The sequence below is a fragment of the Gammaproteobacteria bacterium genome (assembly GCA_021648145.1).
Classification (GTDB): domain Bacteria; phylum Pseudomonadota; class Gammaproteobacteria; order JAADGQ01; family JAADGQ01; genus S141-38.
Window position 1 is genome coordinate 45,229 of record JAKITI010000007.1, and the last position, 20,518, is coordinate 65,746.

15 protein-coding genes and 1 pseudogene are annotated in these 20,518 nt (G+C 43.8%); 13 read left to right on the forward strand and 3 right to left on the reverse strand.

The genetic code is table 11. From position 1 onward, the window contains the following. The first annotated feature begins 68 nt into the window (after positions 1-68). Together L3J70_05970 and L3J70_05975 are read left to right on the forward strand one after the other, a co-directional pair. Entirely contained in the window at positions 69-6,011 is a 5,943-nt protein-coding gene (locus L3J70_05970) for a thrombospondin type 3 repeat-containing protein (GenBank protein MCF6235907.1), read from the forward strand. Between the two features lie 3 nt (positions 6,012-6,014). Beyond that, positions 6,015-6,593, forward strand: coding sequence for a rubrerythrin family protein (locus L3J70_05975; GenBank protein ID MCF6235908.1), 579 nt, complete (start codon positions 6,015-6,017; stop codon positions 6,591-6,593). Positions 6,594-6,624: 31 nt separating this feature from the next. On the opposite strand, the gene L3J70_05980 is transcribed toward L3J70_05975, so the two are convergent. After that, positions 6,625-7,470: a hypothetical protein gene (locus L3J70_05980; GenBank protein MCF6235909.1), complete on the reverse strand. Its 846-nt coding sequence runs from the start codon at positions 7,468-7,470 to the stop codon at positions 6,625-6,627. A 1-nt stretch (position 7,471) separates the two neighbouring features. Further along, the gene (locus tag L3J70_05985) at positions 7,472-8,293 is read right to left on the reverse strand and encodes an EndoU domain-containing protein (protein ID MCF6235910.1); all 822 of its coding nucleotides are present in this window, start codon (positions 8,291-8,293) and stop codon (positions 7,472-7,474) included. 63 nt (positions 8,294-8,356) lie between these two features. Here L3J70_05985 and tsaB point away from each other — a divergent pair, with 63 nt between their 5' ends. Both tsaB and L3J70_05995 read left to right on the forward strand, forming a co-directional pair. Then, positions 8,357-9,037: a tRNA (adenosine(37)-N6)-threonylcarbamoyltransferase complex dimerization subunit type 1 TsaB gene (gene tsaB / locus L3J70_05990; protein MCF6235911.1), complete on the forward strand. Its 681-nt coding sequence runs from the start codon at positions 8,357-8,359 to the stop codon at positions 9,035-9,037. A 188-nt stretch (positions 9,038-9,225) separates the two neighbouring features. Next, positions 9,226-9,435, forward strand: a pseudogene (locus L3J70_05995) (transposase). 135 nt (positions 9,436-9,570) lie between these two features. Here L3J70_05995 and L3J70_06000 read toward each other — a convergent pair. After that, a complete protein-coding gene (locus tag L3J70_06000; GenBank protein ID MCF6235912.1) occupies positions 9,571-9,876 on the reverse strand; it encodes a hypothetical protein in 306 nt (101 codons plus the stop codon). 312 nt (positions 9,877-10,188) lie between these two features. Here L3J70_06000 and L3J70_06005 point away from each other — a divergent pair, with 312 nt between their 5' ends. The 9 genes from L3J70_06005 (at position 10,189) to L3J70_06045 (ending at position 20,490) form a co-directional block, all read left to right on the forward strand. Next, entirely contained in the window at positions 10,189-12,477 is a 2,289-nt protein-coding gene (locus L3J70_06005) for a TonB-dependent receptor (protein MCF6235913.1), read from the forward strand. Between the two features lie 86 nt (positions 12,478-12,563). Beyond that, a complete protein-coding gene (locus tag L3J70_06010) occupies positions 12,564-13,241 on the forward strand; it encodes a MotA/TolQ/ExbB proton channel family protein (protein MCF6235914.1) in 678 nt (225 codons plus the stop codon). After that, positions 13,231-13,629, forward strand: a complete 399-nt coding sequence (locus L3J70_06015; GenBank protein MCF6235915.1) for a biopolymer transporter ExbD — start codon at positions 13,231-13,233, stop codon at positions 13,627-13,629. Before L3J70_06010 ends, L3J70_06015 begins: the two co-directional genes overlap by 11 nt. Before the next feature lie 487 nt (positions 13,630-14,116). Continuing rightward, the gene (locus tag L3J70_06020; GenBank protein MCF6235916.1) at positions 14,117-14,329 is read left to right on the forward strand and encodes an energy transducer TonB; all 213 of its coding nucleotides are present in this window, start codon (positions 14,117-14,119) and stop codon (positions 14,327-14,329) included. 305 nt (positions 14,330-14,634) lie between these two features. Then, complete coding sequence (gene pgaA / locus L3J70_06025; GenBank protein MCF6235917.1) at positions 14,635-17,061, forward strand: poly-beta-1,6 N-acetyl-D-glucosamine export porin PgaA; 2,427 nt, start codon at positions 14,635-14,637, stop codon at positions 17,059-17,061. 77 nt (positions 17,062-17,138) lie between these two features. After that, a complete protein-coding gene (pgaB, locus tag L3J70_06030; GenBank protein MCF6235918.1) occupies positions 17,139-18,458 on the forward strand; it encodes a poly-beta-1,6-N-acetyl-D-glucosamine N-deacetylase PgaB in 1,320 nt (439 codons plus the stop codon). Between the two features lie 2 nt (positions 18,459-18,460). Continuing rightward, positions 18,461-19,723: a poly-beta-1,6 N-acetyl-D-glucosamine synthase gene (pgaC, locus tag L3J70_06035; GenBank protein ID MCF6235919.1), complete on the forward strand. Its 1,263-nt coding sequence runs from the start codon at positions 18,461-18,463 to the stop codon at positions 19,721-19,723. Then, entirely contained in the window at positions 19,720-20,157 is a 438-nt protein-coding gene (pgaD, locus tag L3J70_06040) for a poly-beta-1,6-N-acetyl-D-glucosamine biosynthesis protein PgaD (protein MCF6235920.1), read from the forward strand. The genes pgaC and pgaD overlap by 4 nt, the downstream gene beginning before the upstream one ends. 144 nt (positions 20,158-20,301) lie before the next feature. After that, complete coding sequence (locus L3J70_06045) at positions 20,302-20,490, forward strand: hypothetical protein (protein ID MCF6235921.1); 189 nt, start codon at positions 20,302-20,304, stop codon at positions 20,488-20,490. Positions 20,491-20,518: the final 28 nt, after the last annotated feature.

The window sequence follows — 20,518 nt, forward strand, 5'->3', positions numbered from 1 at the left end:
TTTGTTCTCTTAAGAGTACTCTATACTATCTCTTAATCCATCTTTAATTTTATTCATCATCAGTTTTTATGCAGTCCGTAATAAAACGACATACCACCAAAAAAATTACAGTCCAAGCAATACGTTTTGTATGGTCTATCTTTTTTTTGGTGACTCTGTTTTTCATAGGATCAGCCAGCGCTGGTCATGCCATTATTAAACTCACTGCTTCGGAAGGCGCATCGGGTGATCGACTGGGTGCCAGTGTTGCACTGTCTGGTGACACTGCTTTGGTGGGCGCTGATGGAACGGATACGGGAACAGTTTACGTCTATACTCGTGCTACTGATGAACTCTGGCAAGAGCAAAGAAAACTAACAGCAAATGATGCGAGTACTAATGACTCTTTTGGTTATGCGCTGGCCTTCTCGGATGATACTGCTCTAATTGGGGCGATTGGTGGTGATGATAAGGGGCTTGAGTCTGGTTCAGTCTATATTTTTCAAAAAAATGCTACAGGGATATGGTCTCAGAGAGATAAGCTGTTAGCGAGCGATGGGCTGGCGGGTGATTATTTTGGAATCAGTATCGCTCTGAATGGCAATACTGCACTGATTGGAGCATCGGGTAAAAAAGACGGTGGTGCTGTTTATGTTTATGTGCGTAATAGTTCAGGCGGTTGGACAGAGCAAGCCCAATTAAAGGGCGACGACAGTCGAGGGAGTGATAACTTTGGTCGCGCTATTTCACTGTATGGAGATACCGCCATTATTGGTGCAACAGGGCGTGATGATCAAGGCTCTGAATCGGGTGCAGTTTATATCTTTACCCGAAATGGCTTGGGCGAGTGGGCTCAGCAAGATAAGTTGCTTGCTAATGATGGACAAAATGGTGATGCATTTGGTAGCAGTCTTTCACTGAATGGGAATACTGCACTCATTGGTGCCGCGGGTGCGGACTCTACCAATGGTGCCGCTTACCTATTTATTCGCAACAATCAGAGTCAATGGATTCAGCAAAGTAAGTTATTTGCTTCAGATGCGGCATCAAACTCCTATTTTGGACACAGTGTCTCATTGGAAAGTGGCGTTGCACTGATTGGCGCTTATGGTCAAGGTGCTTCAGCGGCTTACCTGTTTACAATGACTCCAACCGGAAATTGGGTCGAGCAAGCGAAAGAAGAGAGTGTCAGGCGCTCGGATGCATTTGGAACCAGTGTGGTGCTTGATAATGGTAATGCACTGATTGGAACCGTCGAGACAGGTGGGAAAAATCAGCCAGCAGGAAATGGTTCCGCCTCTCTAATTTTGGGTATTGCAAAAGATAGTGATTCAGATGGAGTCGTTAATATTGAGGATACATGCCCAAATATTTCTAACCCGGATCAGCTTGATACCGATGGCGATGCGCAGGGTGATGTGTGTGACCCCGATGATGATAATGACAAGGTGCTTGATAGTCAGGATAGATTCCCGCTTGATGCAGCAGAGTGGGCTGACTCAGATAATGACGGAATAGGTAATAATAGTGACCCTGACCTTGATAACGATGGTTTACCAAACACAGTTGAAAGTCAGTATGGTTTGAAAGTTGATGATGCCAGTGATGCTCTCGGGGATATTGATCGTGATGGCTATAATAATATTGATGAATTTCGGGCAGGCACATCACTGACGAATGCTTCAGAAAATCCAGGCTCTGTTTTAGCGTTGCACTATAAAATATTGGCCAGTGATGGGCGTGCAGATGATTATTTTGGTGCGCAAGTCGCACTATCAGGTGATACCGCATTAGTGAGTGCAAGTTGGAATTACGAGGACATTCCAGGCGCAGGAACCGTTTACGTCTATGTGAGAAACAGTTCTGGAAAATGGCTGCAACAGGCTCGATTAAAACCAGAAAGTTTGATTGAATATGAGCAATTTGGGAGTGCGCTGTCATTTGATGGTAATACTGCATTAATTGGTGCGGTCTCTGATGTAAGTCATCGTTCTGGCTCCGTCTATATCTTCGTGCGAAACAGCTCTGGCGAATGGAGTCAGCAAGCAAGGTTATTAGCGGAAGAAGGGTCGCTTGACCGATACTTTGGTCATAGCGTCTCTTTGGATGGTGACACCGCACTCATCGGCTCGCTCGGATCCGATGCTGCTTATCTGTTTACACGGGACTCTGCTAATCGCTGGGCACTGGGGGAAAAATTTGTGGCTGATCCGCCTGTCGCAGGGAGTCAGTTTGGAATAAGTGTCGCACTCTCAAATGATACGGCACTTGTGGGTGCAGCAGCGATTAATTCAGCTTACCTGTTTAAGCGCAATCAAAACTCTTGGCGACAACAACAAAAATTGACCACACAAGAGAGTGATAACGATAACTTCTTTGGTGGCAGTGTTGCACTTGAGGGGGATGTCGCACTGATTGGTGCATATCGGGATGATAGCAGTGGTGTGAATGCTGGCGCAGCTTATCTATTTGTTAGATCGGTGGCAGAGCCGTGGGTGCAACAGGAAAAATTGATGGCAATGGATGGTATGAGCAACGATCAATTCGGGGGGCATGTTGCACTCGCTAATGGTATCGCTGTGGTGGGTGCTATCGGTGATGGTGATTCCGGTTCATCTTATTTATTTATCAGGGATGCCTCGAATCAATGGAGTAAACAAGGAAAAATATTAGCGCAAGATGGGATTGAAAATGATTGGTATGGATACCGTGTGGCCGTTTCAAGTGAGCGAGTGCTCATTGGCGCACCAAAAGTGAATGATCAGGGTGAAAATTCTGGTGCGGTTTATATATTTGATCAGGTAAATCGTGATAGTGATGCGGATGGTTTGCTTGATATTGCAGATAATTGCCCTGATGTACAATCGCAAAACCAAAGAGATAGTGATGGCGATGGGCAAGGTGATGCCTGCGATACGGATGATGATAACGATGGTGTGCTTGATGATAAAGACCCTTTTCCCAAAGATGCTTCAGAGAGTGTTGATGAAGACAAGGATGGCGTAGGCGATAATGCAGATCCTGACCTGGATAATGATGGATTGCCTGACTTGGTTGAAGATCGTTATAACCTGAATGAGAATGATCGCAGTGATGCAGATGATGATCTGGATAAAGATGGTTACAGTAATTTGGTCGAATTTAGAGCTGGAACCAAGCTTGATGATAAAGAGAGTCGCCCAAGTCAACTCACCGCTCTACATTACAAATTATTAGCTAAAGATGGTGCCGCAAATGATCGCTTTGGTTTCAGTGTTGCTTTTAATGGCAATACCGCTCTAATTGGAGCTATTGGAGACAATAATAATAGTGGCGCTGCTTATGTCTATGTGCGTAATTCAGAAGGTGAGTGGGTCTGGCAAGCTAAGTTAGAGGCTGAAAATGGTGAGCCAGAAAGTTATTTTGGTACTAGCGTTTCATTATCGGGTGATATTGCAATGGTCAGTGCACACGCCGAAACGGTGGGTGGGCGTGAAAATGTTGGAGCTGTTTATGTATTTATTCGTAACGAATCAGGCCAATGGACACAGGAAGAAAAAATAATCACAGATGACCGCGTGGCGGGTGGCTATTTTGGTATCAGTGTATCGCAGGAAAATAATATAGCATTTATTGGTGCGCATGGGGCCAGTGCAGTTTATGTTTTTGAACGAAATGGTGCGGGACGCTGGCTGCAAAAAGAAAAAATTTTTAAAAAAGGTGCTTCCATAGAAGACTTTTTTGGGTTTAGTCTGTCGCATTCGAAAGAGACGGTACTTATTGGCGCTAAAGGTGAAGGTCGTGTTTACATTTATAAAAAAAATATTGCTGGAAAATGGTTGCAAAATGCAGCGTTGCAAGCCAGTGATGCGAGTGATGAAAATTTTGGTTACAGCCTCTCGCTTTCAGAAAACACAGTATTAATTGGTGCATATAAACTTAATGGTAACGGAAGCAGTTATGTTTTTGTGCGCAGTGTGGATGATCAATGGACTCAGCAAGCCAGACTGATATCAGAAAAGCCTTCGGGAAGTGACGGGTTTGGAGCAAGTGTCTCGCTACTTGGCAACGTCGCATTGATTGGAGCCGTTTCGGAGAATGCAGCTTATCTTTTTTACCGTGACACTTCAGGTGATTGGAAAAAACAAACTCGGTTAGTCGCTGTGGATGGCGGTACTGGTTTTTTTGCTCAAAGCCTGTTTATTGATGAAGGCACTGCGGTGATCAGTCGCATAGGTGATGACGATAATGCAATTGATGCCGGAGCTGTTTATATATTCAGTGGAATGACAACGGACAGTGATGGTGATGGCCTGCTTGATGTTGCAGATAACTGTCTTGATATGGTTAATGTTGACCAGACCAACACAGATAACGACGGGCTTGGTAACTTATGTGATGAAGATGATGATAATGACGGCATACTGGATGTAGATGATTACTTTCCTTTTGATGCATTAGAATCTGCAGATTATGACGGTGATAAAATAGGAGACAATGCTGACCCAGATGCAGATAACGATGGCCTTCCTGATCTTCTGGAGGAGTATTACAAAGAGCTTGATCCTTTGGATAGTAGTGATGCAAACAAAGATCTGGATGGGGATGGGTACAGTAACCTAGAGGAGTATCGTGCAGGAACATCATTAAGTGATGAGGATATTACACCTAAAATGGTCAGTGCTCTTCACTATAAGATCGTGAGCGATGATGGTACAAAAAATAGCTTGTTTGGCCGGAGTGTTTCACTTGATGGTGATACTGCTCTGATTGGTGCTTCGAGTGACAATAATACAACCGGTGCGGCTTATGTCTATATTAAAAGCGGAGGGCGCTGGATATTGCAAGCAAAACTGACTGCCAGCGACAAAGCTGAGCGCAGCTTTTTTGGTAGTCGCGTCTCTTTGTCAGGAAATACCGCATTGATTGGAGCTTATGGAAGTCAAGTTGAGGGCGTTCGTTCAGGGGCGGCTTATGTTTTTATTAGAGATGGCAATGGAAATTGGAAACAGCAGGCTAAATTAAAATCGTCAGTTGAAATGGAAAATAACCGCTTTGGTTTAAGTGTCGCATTGTCGGGTAACACTGCCTTGGTTGGTGAATACAATCAAAATGAAAAAGTGACTGGTGCGGCTTATATTTTTGTTAGAGATAAACAGTCACGCTGGACGGAGCAAGCCAAATTACTTGCGAGTAATGGAAAAACAAGTGATTTCTTTGGGTCATCTATAGCACTCTCCAGTGCCGGTGATACTGCAGTCATTGGCGCTCATCAAGTCAATGAATCATCTGGTATATATGATAGCGGTGCTGTTTACATCTTTCAACGCAATGGCACGGGGAAATGGGAACAACAAGCACAGCTGGTATCCGTTGATAAAGTAAAGAAAGGCTTTTTTGGATACAGTGTTTCTATATATGGAAACCTGTTGCTGGTTGGTGCCTATGGTGAAGTTTTAAGCCGAGGAGCCGCTTATCTGTTTGAGCGTGATTCAAATAGTACATGGAAGCAGATCAAAAGATTTTCTTATGAAGCTCAAGAGGCGCGGGATTATTTTGGGCGAAGCGTATCATTAAGCGATGGTATTGCTTTGATTGGTGCAAACGGGCGCGGTCCTGGCAGCAGCTTTCTCTATATGAGAGATAAAAAAAATCGGTGGAACTATGCTGGGCAAGCGAGGCCTGCTGATGGGCAGAGTGAAGACGCTTTCGGAGTGAGTGTTTCACTATCTGGCGATGCTGCATTAGTGGGATCATATAAAGATAATGATAACGGTGAAGATTCAGGGTCGGCTTATATTTTTAAAAGTCTTTTGGATGATGATGACGGTGATGGTATATTAAATATTGCTGATAATTGTCCCGCAATCAGAAATGAAAATCAGCAAGACAGCAATGAAAATGGACTTGGGGATGTCTGTGATCCTGATAGTAAAAAAGCAAAAGCATCAAGATTTGTAACAGCCGATGGCGGTGGAGCTGTATCAATACTATTTATATTTATTTTACTCATTGCTGGACGTGTACGTTTTAACAATAAACTAATGAGGTGAGCTATGGCGGCTACAATCAAAGGAACACAAACGGAAAAAAATTTACTGATTTCTTTTGCGGGGGAGTCGCAAGCGCGTAATCGTTACACCTACTTTGCAGCGGCGGCACGAAAAGAGGGATTAGTTCAAATTTCAGCTGTTTTTGAAGAGACAGCGAATCAAGAAAAAGAACACGCAAAGCGTTTTTTTAAATTCCTCGAAGGAGGGGAGGTTGAAATTACTGAAAAATTTCCTGCGGGCACTATAGCAACAACGCTGGAAAATTTACGCGCTGCTGCTGCGGGTGAAGAGCATGAGTGGACGGAGATGTACCCCGCTTTTGCTAAAACTGCCCGTGAAGAAGGTTTTGAAGAGATTGCAGCAGCATTTGACGCGATTTCTATCGCAGAAGCACACCATGGTAAACGCTTCAAACAACTTGCAAATAATTTGGATGCTGGGCGAGTATTTAAACGAATTGGTCGAGTGGTCTGGAAATGTAGAAATTGTGGTTATCTGCATGAAGCAACAGATGCACCAGAGCTGTGCCCTGCTTGTTTGCATCCGCAGGCACATTTTGAATTATTGGGTGAAAATTGGTAGCCGAGTTCGCATGGGTTTAAATTCTATGGCATTAAAAATCTGAAATTTTACGGATAAACTTAACAATCAACCAAAAGAACAACAATGGAAAAGCGATTGTCTGCAGGATAAATACAACAATCAGATTTAATGTATTTTCACTGACATGAGTGGCGGCCGCTTTGTACTTTTCAATACGAGCATCAATATTGATTTGGTAACTTGCCGATTCATATAGGCGCTTGACATTGTCAAGCAGGGAATTAGGGCCTTGAGGCATTACTTCTGGCTGGGCTTCACGATTTATATTGGCAATTGCTTCAGAGGTTTTTTCAAGTTCTTGTCTGGATGATTCATATTGAGGTGCTAGAAAAAACTGGTATATTCCTTCATTAGCAATGGCCACTGTCGGTACGGCAAATCGTATAATAATAAGTACAGCCGCAGCTTTATAAACTCTATATCGCCATTTTTCACCAAGCACATCAGGTCGCCAAAGCAACCACAAGGCTATTAAGCAGGCAAAAGCGATTAATAATGTAAATCCAGGCCAGACCGTGATATCCAGTAATATTTGTTGAATGCCAAGTGAAACACCACAACTCAGCATCACCCAGGAAAAACGTTCAATAAGGTCATTAATGGGATCAAGTATTTGGCCTGGAGTAAAATTAACTCCAATACCTGCGGGTTGAATGGCAATTTCTGTTCCTTGTGCAACGGAAATGACACCATTCAATCCCCGAGCCACACCGAACGTCATGAGCGCACGCTTTGTTCCTGACTCAGTGTAGTTTTTACCGATACTATCGAGTGAACCCAAAAAGGCGATTGCAACCAGCGCCACTAAGAGAGCACTAATAAAGATTTTTAGAGTGACTGAACGTGGAGAATACATATTAGTCACACTGCTGAGTTCGCCCAGGCGTCGCATCTGGATAAAAAGTAACAATGCTACTATTTTGTACGACTAATAGCGCCTGAAATTTTGGGGTGTTCTCTTCGGATGGTACGGTATATAAGCAGGTCTGCTTGCTTTTGGAGCGTCTAGGGTTTAGCTGCGCGTAGGCTCTTGTGGTATGAACCAATAAATCAGCGGCATTAAATGAATAAGCGTAGCCTTTTATTTTGGTTTCTACGGTTCTCCCTTTCCACTGGTGCTGCACGCCTAGTGAATAAATTGTATTGGGAATAATTTCTTCAATTCCCTTTTTGACGGATAAAGGCCCACCCCATGCTTTTTGCTGCATTTCCAGATAACGTCCAACGTAGTGCAATCCCCCCATTTTATCTGCTTTAGGATCACCACAAAAAATATGAGCAAATCCTCGGCGTTTAAACCAGATTGCAGTCAGGGTCTCAATAATACTTTTTTTGTTACAAGCACCGAATGATTCACAACCGACCTCCTGGCGGATGCGTTTAATAATAGGAGCCGATGATCTTTTATATAACAACGCTTTAAAATCTGAAGCTTTTACTTTTGCTCCAAAATCACCGCAAAGCTCAAGAATGCTTTTGTCAAAAGTATTCAGTTTTGGTGGAGGGGGCGTGATATCTCGTTTTTGATATTTAGGAAAATCGACTTTAACCGGATTATGTTTATCGTCAAAAAAAGGGCTGAATTGGCTGGGGGCTGTTGATGGTTCAGGGATGGCGGACATTGCATATAAAGGGCTGAATATTGCAACAGATAAGAAAAATATGACTGTTTTTTTCATTTTAGGTTTTACCACTCTTGAATGACTTGAGTTATTTATAAAATAGATGATAATGCAAAACCTATGAAAATACTCGCAATTGATACAGCTTCTGATGCCTGTTCTGCCGCACTCTGGCTGGATGGGGATATTTTTGAGCGCTATGAGCTGGCTCCTCGCCAGCATACCTCTCTGATTTTGCCCATGGTTGAGTCACTGATGGCGGATGCCGGACTCTCTTTAACTCAACTGGATGCCGTTGCTTTTGGCCGTGGCCCTGGCGCTTTTACTGGAGTTCGAATTGCAACTGGTGTGATTCAAGGGTTGGCTCTGGGGGCTGATTTACCTGTTGTTCCTGTCTCTTCTTTGGCTGCATTAGCACAAGGAGCATCCCGAATTCATCGGCAAAAAAATATTCTGGCTGCCTTTGATGCGCGGATGGGTGAGGTGTATTGGGGACAATACTGTTTGGCTGATAACGGTTTAGTCGAATTGCTGGGCAATGAGCTTGTTTGTGCACCACAAGTTGTGCCTAAACCCAGTCAGAGTCTTGAGTGGTTGGCTGTAGGTAATGGCTGGAGGGCTTATGAGGATGAATTAAATAGTGTTTGTCAGGTGGTTAATATTTCAGCGCAGGATGTCGATTATTTGCCACATGCACAAGATGTTGCACAGCTTGCGGTGAATGACTTTAAAAAAGGTTTGGCGGTATCAGCTGAGCAAGCGTTGCCAGTCTATTTACGTGATAATGTCGTTAGAACATGATTTGCCTTCATAGGCTCAGCCAGTAAATTAGTTGTAATTTACCTAAGGATTATGTGTATATAAAAGGAGTATTTCCATAATGAAAGCTAGGTCAACGCCGCCACCATGGTTACAGACAAAACGCCTGCGTTTACGGGAGTAAGTCGAATCAACGTTGGTTATGGTACGGCGTTGATCACGCAACCAATACGATACTGGCCTATGTATTTGGTTGACGTAAAGATGTTGTTTTTAAAGAGCTGAAAGCTTTGTTGGAACCCTTTGAAATCAGCCATTACTACACCGATGACTGGGGCGCTTATGAGCGTTACCTAAAATCGGACAATCATGAAGTCGGTAAACGTAACACCCAAAAAATTGAACGTAAAAATCTAAACCTTCGAACCTGGATTAAATGACTGACTCGCAGAACAATCTGCTTTTAAAAAACAGACGAAATGCATGATATCGTCATTGGATTGATAATCAATAAAGTGGAATTTAACATAGATATTCATGCCGACATTCAGATTTAACCCCACCACCCTTTATATTTACGGTCGAGGTATTTGACGGCAGGGCGTGCTGAATGAGCATTGCCAAGAATTCAGGACATGCGGTTCAATACATGTTGTGCAAACAAGGCACTCTTCACCAAAGCTGGGTGACTTTGAACGCTGTACCAGATTAATTCGATCCGCACAGGAGAGCAGCATCAACCTCTTAAACAGGCTTTGCCAGTCATGTTTTTGAGGCGAATTATCACCTCGCCAGTGAAGGCGTTCTTTGCCCGTGACTGCATCAATTAATGTAATTGATGGTGCTCCCTGCTCCAGTCGAGCGTCGATCATATAAGTCATCAATAGCTCTCCTCTTGTTGTGCATTTTTGTTATTAATGTGCGAATGATAATGAGATTGATTCTTATTTGCAATAATTAATTTTCCCTGTCTGTTTTTTATGCTTCTGTTTCCTGGATTACAAATGATTGTGATTCGCATTTACTTTTTGTGTTTATCCGTTCATAATTTGATTCAGCCAGCCAATCGACCTGTATGGAGTCGCTGAGTAGCCAGCCAAACTATCAACCTGTCATTGCTTTAGTTCTTAATACCAGAGCTACGGCCATGGTGGTTTTATCGAAAATAAAAAATAGATTGGAGAAGTTGAAAAGTGAAAAGACAAAATCGTTTATTGCGTGATGCTATCGCGCTCGCTGCACTTGGCTTGGCATTGCCTGTGGGCGCAGCAGATGAGCATTCTGGTGAGGCTGAAAAAAAGGAGACCGTACTTGATAAAATAATGGTGATCGGTAATCCGGCTAATATTGAGAAAATGCCGGGTTCTGCGCAGGTGGTGACTAAAGAAGAGATTCGTCAGCAAAACTATGATGATATAAACCGTACGCTGCGTAAAGTGCCAGGTGTTTATGTGCGGGAAGAAGATGGTTTTGGCCTCTTCCCGAGCATCAGTATCCGTGGTGTGGATACCACCCGTAACTCTAAAATCACAGTGATGGAAGATGGGGTGATGATGTCACCTGCGCCTTACACCGCACCCGCCGCTTACTATTCACCGACAACAGGGCGCATGAGTGGTCTGGAGGTATTGAAAGGTTCCAGTCAGATTAAATACGGCCCGCACACCACCGGCGGTGTCATTAACTATCTTTCAACGCCCATTCCAACCAAAGAAAAAGCGTATCTGAAGTCAACCTTTGGCAGCTTTAATGAACTGCGTACCCATGCTTATGCTGGTAATACATTTAATGCAGGCACTGCCGGGCAGTTCGGGGTATTGGTGGAGGGTTATCAACGAAAAAATGACGGTTTCAAACAGATTGACAAGACGGATGATTCTCGCAACAGTGATAATACAGGTTTCAATAAAGAAGATGTGATGCTTAAATTATCATGGGAGCCGAGTACAAAAATATATCAACGGCTTGAGTTTAAATACGGCACCAGTGACCTGGATGCCAATGAAACCTATCTTGGCTTGAGTCAAGCCGATTTTGATGCTGATCCAACCCGTCGTTATGCTGCGTCACGTTTTGACAACATGAATTATGAGCAGGATCAGACCTATTTACGTTGGAACATCAGCCCCAATGATGACGTTGATGTGATTACGACGCTTTATCAGACTGGCTTCAAACGTAACTGGTACAAACTCAACAGAATCAATGGCGACAAGATTGCTGGGGTCATAGAAACTCCAGGCATGTCTCAGGAGTGCATGAAGGGCAAGGCGGTATGTGATTTAATAATCAAAGCCAATAATCGCAAATACAAGGCGCAAGGTATTGAGTCTACTGGCTATTTTAGATTCGGCTCAGACAATATTCAACACGAAGTGATGGCGGGTCTTCGTCTGCATCAGGATTCAATCACACGTTTTCAGTGGGAAGACACGTATGCTCAGGCGGCCAATGGCACCATCAGTGGTATCACTCCAGGCGTAAAAGGTGAGGCGGGCAATCGTTTTCAGGAAACAAAAGCGTTGGCCTTGTTTGTCCAGGATACTATTGAAATCGGTGCTTTGACGGTCGTCCCTGGTGTTCGTTATGAGCAACTGGGTCAAATCTCTAAAGATTCCAAGACGGCTGCACCCGTCGAATTACAAGGTGTTGGTGGCACACAAAATCGCGATGGTGAAAACAGCTTTAATGTTAGCGCCTACGGTGTTGGTGCAGCCTATGAGTTTAATGATCAGTGGACAGGTTTTAGTGGCCTGCATACGGGTTATTCCACGCCTAGCCCACGCGGCACACGTGGCGGGCTTGATCCGGAAACCAGTACTGCTTTTGAAATGGGTGCACGTTACACTAATGCACCACAGGCATTCGCGGCTGAAAGTACTTTTTTCTACACTGCCTTTAAAGACTTGATCGTGACCGATAATGTGGGCGGTACCGGCACCGGTAATGATGAAAACTTTGGTGAGGTGGATACCTTTGGTATTGAACTTGCTATTCAATATGACGCAGGACTCGCCAACCACTGGGGCTTTAGTAACCCATCGTTCCTGAGCGTGACCTACACCAATGCCGAGCAAAAAAATGACTCGGTGTCTACAGATGGAGAGTCGATTTTTAGCTACGGCAGAGCGGGTAATGCAGTCCCCTATATTCCAGAGCTGACATTGAGTGTGGGTACGGGTATCGAAACAAAAAAATGGGGTGCGTCTATCTCGGGTAACTATGTGAGCGAGACGTTTACGAGTGCTAATAATGTAGACGATCAAGTCAATGGTGACGGCGATACCGATGCACGGTATGGCAAAACAGACAGCTATTTTATTGCTGATGTTTCTGCTTTTTATCGCATAAATGATGAGGTGAAGCTCTTTGCTGGTGTGCAAAACGTGATGGATAATGAGTACGTTGTATCACGCCAGCCTTATGGCGCACGCGGAGGCCTGCCACAGTTTGTTTATGCCGGTATTGAAATGGATATGTAAGTTTTTATTGTTTGTCACGGGTGGCAAGTTTCATGATTTGCCACCCTGTTTTGTTTTGAAAACAGAAAAATGGTGATTAAGAATTTATGAATATAGTCGAGTTATTCCAGCAAGGCGGGCCAGTGATGATCGTGCTGTTGGCGATGTCCGTATTGGCGCTGGCCATTATCTTGCTTAAGTTGTTTCAGTTTGCCCGTAGCGGTTTGCGTCGTTTGAATTTTGTGGATTCCACTTTAGTGGCGTTACAACAAGGTGATTACAATAAGGCGCTGGATGAATTAAAGCAGCAGCGTAGTCCTGTGGCTCATGTGATGGCGTGTGCCATACGCTGTGGTGCTGATCCGGCCATGTCGAGCAAAGATGTGGAGGCTGAAGTCAGCCGTGTCGGTTCGGCGCAAATTCGCAATCTTGAGTCGTGGCTGCGAGGGCTTTCATCCATTGCGCACTTGAGTCCGTTACTGGGACTGTTAGGGACGGTGACTGGCATGATTGTCGCTTTCATGAGCCTTGAAGCGGCGGGCAGCCGTGTTGATCCATCAATTCTTTCCGGTGGTATCTGGGAAGCGTTACTGACCACAGCGTTTGGTCTTACAGTGGCGATTCCAGCGATGGCCGCCTTTTATTATCTGGAAGGCGAAGTGGATCAGGTGCGTGCTTCGATGAAAGATGTCAGCATTCGGGTGCTGCGTCATTTTGGTAAAACACCTTCCAGTATCTCAAACCGTGATGACGATAAAATCGAGGATGAAACCCATGGAATTTGAAGGTCGTGCCCGTATCCACTCTCATCTTGATATTGCACCGCTGATTGATATTGTTTTCCTATTGCTGGTCTTTTTTATGTTGACGAGCACCTTTTTGGTGCCGGAAGCTATAGAGTTGGAGCTGCCTGAATCGAGCAGCTCGAATGTGAGTGAAATAACACCCATTACAGTCGCGTTGAATCAAACCGGTGAATTAACACTTAATGGAGAAAAAATTGCATTGGATCAGTTGAAAACAGCGATTGAACCCTTGCTAAAACAAGGTAGTGATGCGCCTATCACTCTGAAAAGTGATGCTCATAGCGAAGTGCAGCAATTACTCAGTGTCATGGATGAAATTCGCGCTGCAGGCGGTAGCAATATCGCGCTGGCTACAACGCAGAAATAGTTTTTTGATCATTACACGTTTACACATTGTTATTGCGCTGTTGATAACACTGGCATTACACGGCGGTTTGGCTATATGGCTGGTGTTGCCCAAGAAAGATCCACTTCCTGAGCCACTTAAACAAATCGTACGTATTAATTTGCAGGCTGCTGTCGCAGAAACCACTGTGACTACACCTGCACCGATTGTTGAGCCACCTCCAGAAGAGTTGACTCATGAACCAAAAATAGAGCCTAAGCCAATCCCTGCACCGCCCAAGCCAAAACCTGTTCCCAAACCAGTGATTCAAAAACCTCCGACAAAGCCTCAACCTATTGTCGAGCCCACACCCAAGCTGGAGCCGCCACCTGAAGTTGCTCAAGAAGTCACCCCACCTGTGGAAACCTTGGTCGTACCTCCGCTGGATGCCGTTGCGACTGCGAAGTATGAACAATTGCTCACGGCATGGCTGGATAAACATAAAAAATACCCCAAAAGAGCCAAGCGTATGCGTATTGAAGGAGAGGGTGTATTGCGTATTTTGATCGACCGTTCGGGGCAGTTACAGCAAGTGACACTGGGTCAGTCAACGGGTAATCGGCTGCTCGATAAAGCTGCACTTGAGATGGCTAGAAAAGCTAATCCATTTCCCGCCATGCCTGAAAATGACCCTCGCCAATCACTGGAATTTGTTGTGCCTGTGGAGTTTGTGCTGCATTAATTTTTCGGGTGATGTTTGTCATGTTTGTTATCGGTCTTATAGTGATTTATGAATGGCTATGGCTAATGAATCAGTTAGAAGGTTTTGAATTCTAAAGTGTTTTGTGAGTGATCTGAAGAGTTGAATCTTTGTGGCTTTATTCCTTGTTGTCTGCGGAGGAATACTTTAAGAGTTTGTTAAGTTTGGGGGACTAAAATGTAATCACTAAAAATTAAATTATAGCAATTTTGGTGGCAGTTATGTACCTGACTAAAATAAAAAGAATAAGGATATACAACAAACGTTCATCTCTCTTCATGTTACCCATGCTACGAAGACCGGTGATTGCATTGCTGGCCGGAGCAGTGCTGTATTCGGATATTTCAACGGTGACTGCTGCTCCGATAGTAAACCCAAAAGTTGTACACCACTCAGCGGTAGAACAGGCACGCCAAGGCCAGCATGGAGCGGCACTGAAACAACTCAACTCACTCGTTCAGGCTTACCCTGACAATCTGTTATTTCGTTACGACTATATTAATACGCTTGCTTGGGCCGAGCGTGATGAAGAGGTACTGGCACAATTACCTCATATTGATTTTGAGCAGGCGCCTACCTACGTTCTCAGAGCCATTGGTAAATCTGCACGCAACCGGCAACACCCCAATGTGGCCATCCAGGCTTATCGTGCAGCACTGAAACAGACCCCTAATGAGCGGCAAACTCAACTAGGTCTTGCCATGAGTCTGGCTGAAGCCAAACAGCCTGTTAAAGCTAAAAAACAAATCCAGTCTTTGCTTAAAACTGATCCCGGATCTATCGAGTTATTAAAAACACTGGCCTATATAAAAGAGGTTGATCATGATTACGCAGGTGCTTTTGATATTTATGATCGACTGTTAGTCATTGAACCTAACAATAAAAGTATTCGATATGCTCGGGTTATGAGCTTACTCCAACTGGGTGTTCCTCATGAAGCACTGCAGTTTGCCCGTCGCGATACCAGTTTATTCACTCCCGAAGAGTGGAATCGAATGCTTGGCGATCAGGCGGCAATAGAAATACGTTGGGGACAACAGCGTGTAGTGGAGCCATCCCAACGTTATTTCAATACCGATAAAGCAATTGAGCTGCTAAAAAATCAACTCAATAATATAACGAATAAAACATCTCCAGCGTATCTGCGTAATCGCTTTGATCTTATTGCAGCGTATCGTAATCGACGTTATATGCGTGAAGCCACTAGGCTGTATGAACAGTTACGTAAAGAGGGTGTAAAGCATTTTCCTCCTTATGTGCAAGCACTTGTTGGTGATGCTTATTTATCACAGCGTCAACCCGAGCAAGCCATTACCTTGCTGGAAAAATCCATCAATAAAGATCCTCACAATCTGGATGCACAATATTCACTGTATTACGCTTACCTTGAGGCAGGTCGTTATGAGCAATCACTGACTCATATTGATGCCCTTGATAATTCATTGCCGCAATGGATATGGCCACCAGGCAGCAAGGAAAAGCAGCTCAATTTTGATAAATTATATGCTAGTACTGTTTCTTCCATGGCTCGTGCCTATACTGGAAAACTGGGTCAGGCTGAAAATAGGCTTAATGCCCTGTTAGCTCAGGATCCCGATAATACTGGTGCGCAAACCAGTCTTGCTCACGTTTTTTTATGGCGAGGCTGGCCACGTCTGGCCTTGGAAAAGTACCAGAGCGTGCTGGCTCAAGATTCAGATAATACGGAAGCTAAAACAGGCATTGTCAGTGCGCTGTCTGCTCGTGGTAATTTCGCAGAATCAGAGGCAGTGTTGAAGCCACTTCAATACCAATATAGCGATTACCTGCAAGTAAAAAACCTGACTCGGGAAGTCAATATTCGTAAAATGCGAGAGGTATGGCTCGAAGTGAATGGTGGCTCCAGTAGCGATACTACACTCTATCAGGGCAGCAGTGATCTGGGGTTTACAGCCTACTACTATGATCGACCCTGGCGTTTGGGGCTTCGCTCCTTTGCTTATCTATCACACCTTCAGGGTAATTTTTCTGGGGAAACAGCAACCCGTAACCGAGGGGGCATCGGGTTTCATTATCAACAACAAGATGTTGTGCTCAGAGGTAATGTCAGTGGTGGTGATGGGTCTGCGGGGCTCTCTCTGCAGGGGAGCTGGAATCCAACCGATCATTGGCAGGGAAGCCTTGCTATAGAAACATTCAGCGATGAAACACCATTAAGAGCTGATCTGGCAGGTGTTAAAGCACGGTCTCTGAATGTCGGTACAAAGTATCGTTTTCACGAAAGCCGCAGCTTGGGAGCTTCTATTCAATATATGGATTTCGATGATGGCAATCAACGAAATACGCTTTCTGTGTTTGGCCAGCAACGTCTTTTCACGGGCTTGCGTTACAAGTTAGCGAGTGAGTTGTATCTCTACCATCAAACGAATTCAGTAGATAATGCGGCCTATTTTAATCCTTCAAAACAAAGCTCTGTTGAACTGAGCTTTAATAATGAGTGGCTGACCTTTATGCATTATGAAAAATCAATGCGCCAACGCTTCAAGATCGGAATTGGCTCAAGCAGCCAACAAAACTTTGATACAAAACCAACCTGGATGGTGAGCTATGAACATTACTGGAGCTTTAGTCAGCAGTTGAGCTTGGCTTACGGTATGAGTCGCTCCAAACCTGTTTACGATGGTGTGAAAGAGTCTTTTATCCGTGGGTTTATGAACTTATATATAAGGTTTTGATGATGAATTTTCCAAAAAAAATAAAAAAATATTTTTTCTGTCAGAGGCTGCATTATTTTTGGGTTACTCTGCTATTTTTGGCAATAATCACCCCCGTGCATGCGGAGCTTATTGTGCTCTCCTATCATGAAGCCAATCATAAGCTTGATCAAGATGCAGATTTTGATGCCATGACGCTTAAGACCTCTGAGCTGGCAGCACAATTTTCCTGGCTCAAAGAGCACGACTATGTCGTGATCGGTATTGATGATTTATTGGCCGCTCAAAAAGGGGTGCGTGCTTTACCTGATAAAGCCGTGCTGCTCAGCTTTGATGATGGCTATCTGGGAATGTATACACAAGTTTATCCACTGCTGCGTGCTTTTGACTATCAGGCCGTGATTGCATTAGTTGGACGCTGGATGGAGACACCTGGCGGAAAAACTGTGATGTATGGCTCCAAGCCCGTAGCTCGTGAAAAATTTTTAAGCTGGGCTCAAATTCGGGAGATGGTGAAATCTGGATATGTAGAAGTCGCTTCTCATAGCTATGATCTTCATCATGGCATCATAGCCAACCCACAAGGCAACACACAGCCTGCTGCTATCAGTCAGCACTATAGTACTGATATCGGCGAATACGAAAGTGATAAACAGTATCGTCAACGTATTTATAATGATCTGAAACGTAACTCAGACCTTATTGTCCGAAAAACAGGTCAAAAACCACGAGTGCTTGTGTGGCCTTACGGTGCTTATAATCGCATCACCACCGACATTGCTCAAAAACTTGATATGCCTATTACGATGAGCCTTGAAGAGGAAAAAGTAGATATCAAGAGTTCTGATAGCATAAACCGACTACTGATTGGCCACGGAATTACGCTAGCTGACTTTATCTGGCAAATCACCAATCATTACAAACCTAAAAAAGAGCTTGTACGTGCAGTCAATCTCAATCTTGATGATATCTATGATCCAGACCCCAAACAACAAGAAAAAAATCTGGGAAAATTTCTTGAACGGGTCAAAAAACACCACATAAACAGAGTCTACTTACAGGCATTCTCTGATCCGGATGGTGATGGTGGTGTAGATACAGTGTATTTTCCTAACCGCCATTTTCCGGTACGTGCTGATCTGTTTAATCGAGTGGCTTGGCAGCTACGGACACGTACTGGATCTAAAGTCTACGCCTGGATTCCCCCTGAAGCCTTTGATCCAAAAACTACCTACTTATCTGGTGATCTCTACGAAGATTTGGCCAAGTACGCGTCTATAGATGGCCTGATTTTTTATCATGGTGAGTTAAGTGATTATGAACATGAGCTGGCTGAACGTGCTCGCCTCTATCGTCCTCAGCTCAAAATTGCACATCAACAAGCGGGTTTATCTCCCATGATTTTGGAGAAAAACTGATCATGGAATATTGGCTTTCAATCTATCTGAATCTGGCACTTAACCTGGCTTACTACTACCCTTTAGTCATGGCTTATGTCTGGATGGTGGGCGGAGTGTACTATTATAATAAATGGGAGCGTGGGCAGCCAGTTGGTGGAGATGCGATTGCATTGCCATATTATCCTCCCGTTAGTATTTTGATACCTTGTCATAATGAAGGCGCAAACCTGCGTGAGACCATCTCGGTACTGCTTAACCAGAATTATCCTGATTTTGATATTATTGCGATCAATGACGGAAGCAGTGACAACACAGGAGAGCTGCTGGATGAGTTGTGCCAGAAATCCCCTCGTTTACACGTTGTACATCTGAATGAAAACCAGGGAAAAGCCATGGCTCTGAATGTCGGAGCCATGATGTCTTCCAGCGAGTTTCTGATCTGTATTGATGGCGATGCATTACTGGGCACTAATGCAACGAATAGGATGATGCAGCACTTTATTCGTGGTTCTAATGTAGGTGCTGTGACCGGAAACCCACGGGTACGCACCCGCTCTACACTAATCGGGAAAATACAGGTCGGTGAATTTTCATCAATTGTTGGCTTAATCAAACGCGCACAGCGTATTTATGGTCGAATATTCAGCATATCAGGTGTTGTTTCCGGGTTCCGAAAATCAGCCTTGCAAGATGCTGGATATTGGAGTGTGGATGCGATCACTGAGGATATTGATATCAGCTGGAAGCTACAGTTAAAAGGCTGGGATATCCGTTTTGAACCCAATGCCTTGTGCTGGATCTTAATGCCGGAAACATTTAAAGGTCTGTGGCAGCAACGTCTTCGCTGGGCTCAGGGAGGGGTCGAAGTCTTTACCCGTTATTTTTTACAAATTATACGCCTGCGCCATCGGCGCTTATGGTTGTTAATGGCTGAATATTTTATCAGCATACTGTGGACTTATGCCGTTGTCTCTCTGCTTGTGCTATGGCCTCTGATGCAATTTATTCCTAACATGGAAGAGACTAAAACGTTTTCCCTTCTGCCCAGTTCGGCAGGCTTATTACTGGCAATGACTTGTCTGATTCAGTTTGCTGTGAGCTTTTATATTGATGCTCGTTATGAAAGAGGCTTAGGGAAAATTTATTACTGGATAGTTTGGTATCCCTTGATTTATTGGCTAATTAACCTGATCACACTTGCTGTAGCTATACCTTTAACACTACTGAGAACCCGTAAAAAACGTGCTATATGGACGAGCCCTGACAGAGGAGTACGACCATGAATACATTAATAATTCAAAGCCCCCACAACCAAGGCATACTACGCAAATATACACAGAGCTCGATGACTGCGGTGTTATGGATATTATGGATTTATCTACTATTGCCAATATTAGCGCCATTACTATTATTGATTGGCAATGATGTTCAAACCATAAGTCATATTGAAGGTTCATTAAATATTAAACAGTTCATTGCTATACTCCCTTTTATTGCCATGATTGCTCTGATGTATTGGTTGTGGAGTAAATACAATACGTTACTGTATCTTCAACGCAATAAAAAAGATAAGGGGAATAGTATTCAACAGTATGCGTCATCAAACTATTTTGGTGCTTCAACCAAAGAGCTGAGCTGCTGGCGGAATTTTAAACAGGTGACTGTCAAGCTAACTGAGCAAGGCGATATCTCTTACGTAAAAGAACATAAATTGTAAAATAGATATCTGTTGATATTATGTGAGTATTAGAGAAGCAGAGAATGGACATGTAATTATTTTCCATCATTGGATCAGGTTGTTAATTGCCTTACTTATTAGTAAGGCATATATAGTGAGATTAAATAGCAAAGGCAAGCAACAATGCAGACAGCAACGATTACAAGTAAAGGGCAGATAACCATCCCAAAGGATATTAGAGATTCAAAAGTATCTAATGCTGACTTTTCAGATCACTTATTAGCACGTAAAAATGAATCTGCAGGTTGTAAAACCACCGTTACTTTTGATAAAAAATCTTCAAAGCAACCCGCTTTCAAGCTACTTAAATAAGAGACTGACTGGTGCAGTTTTGATGTGT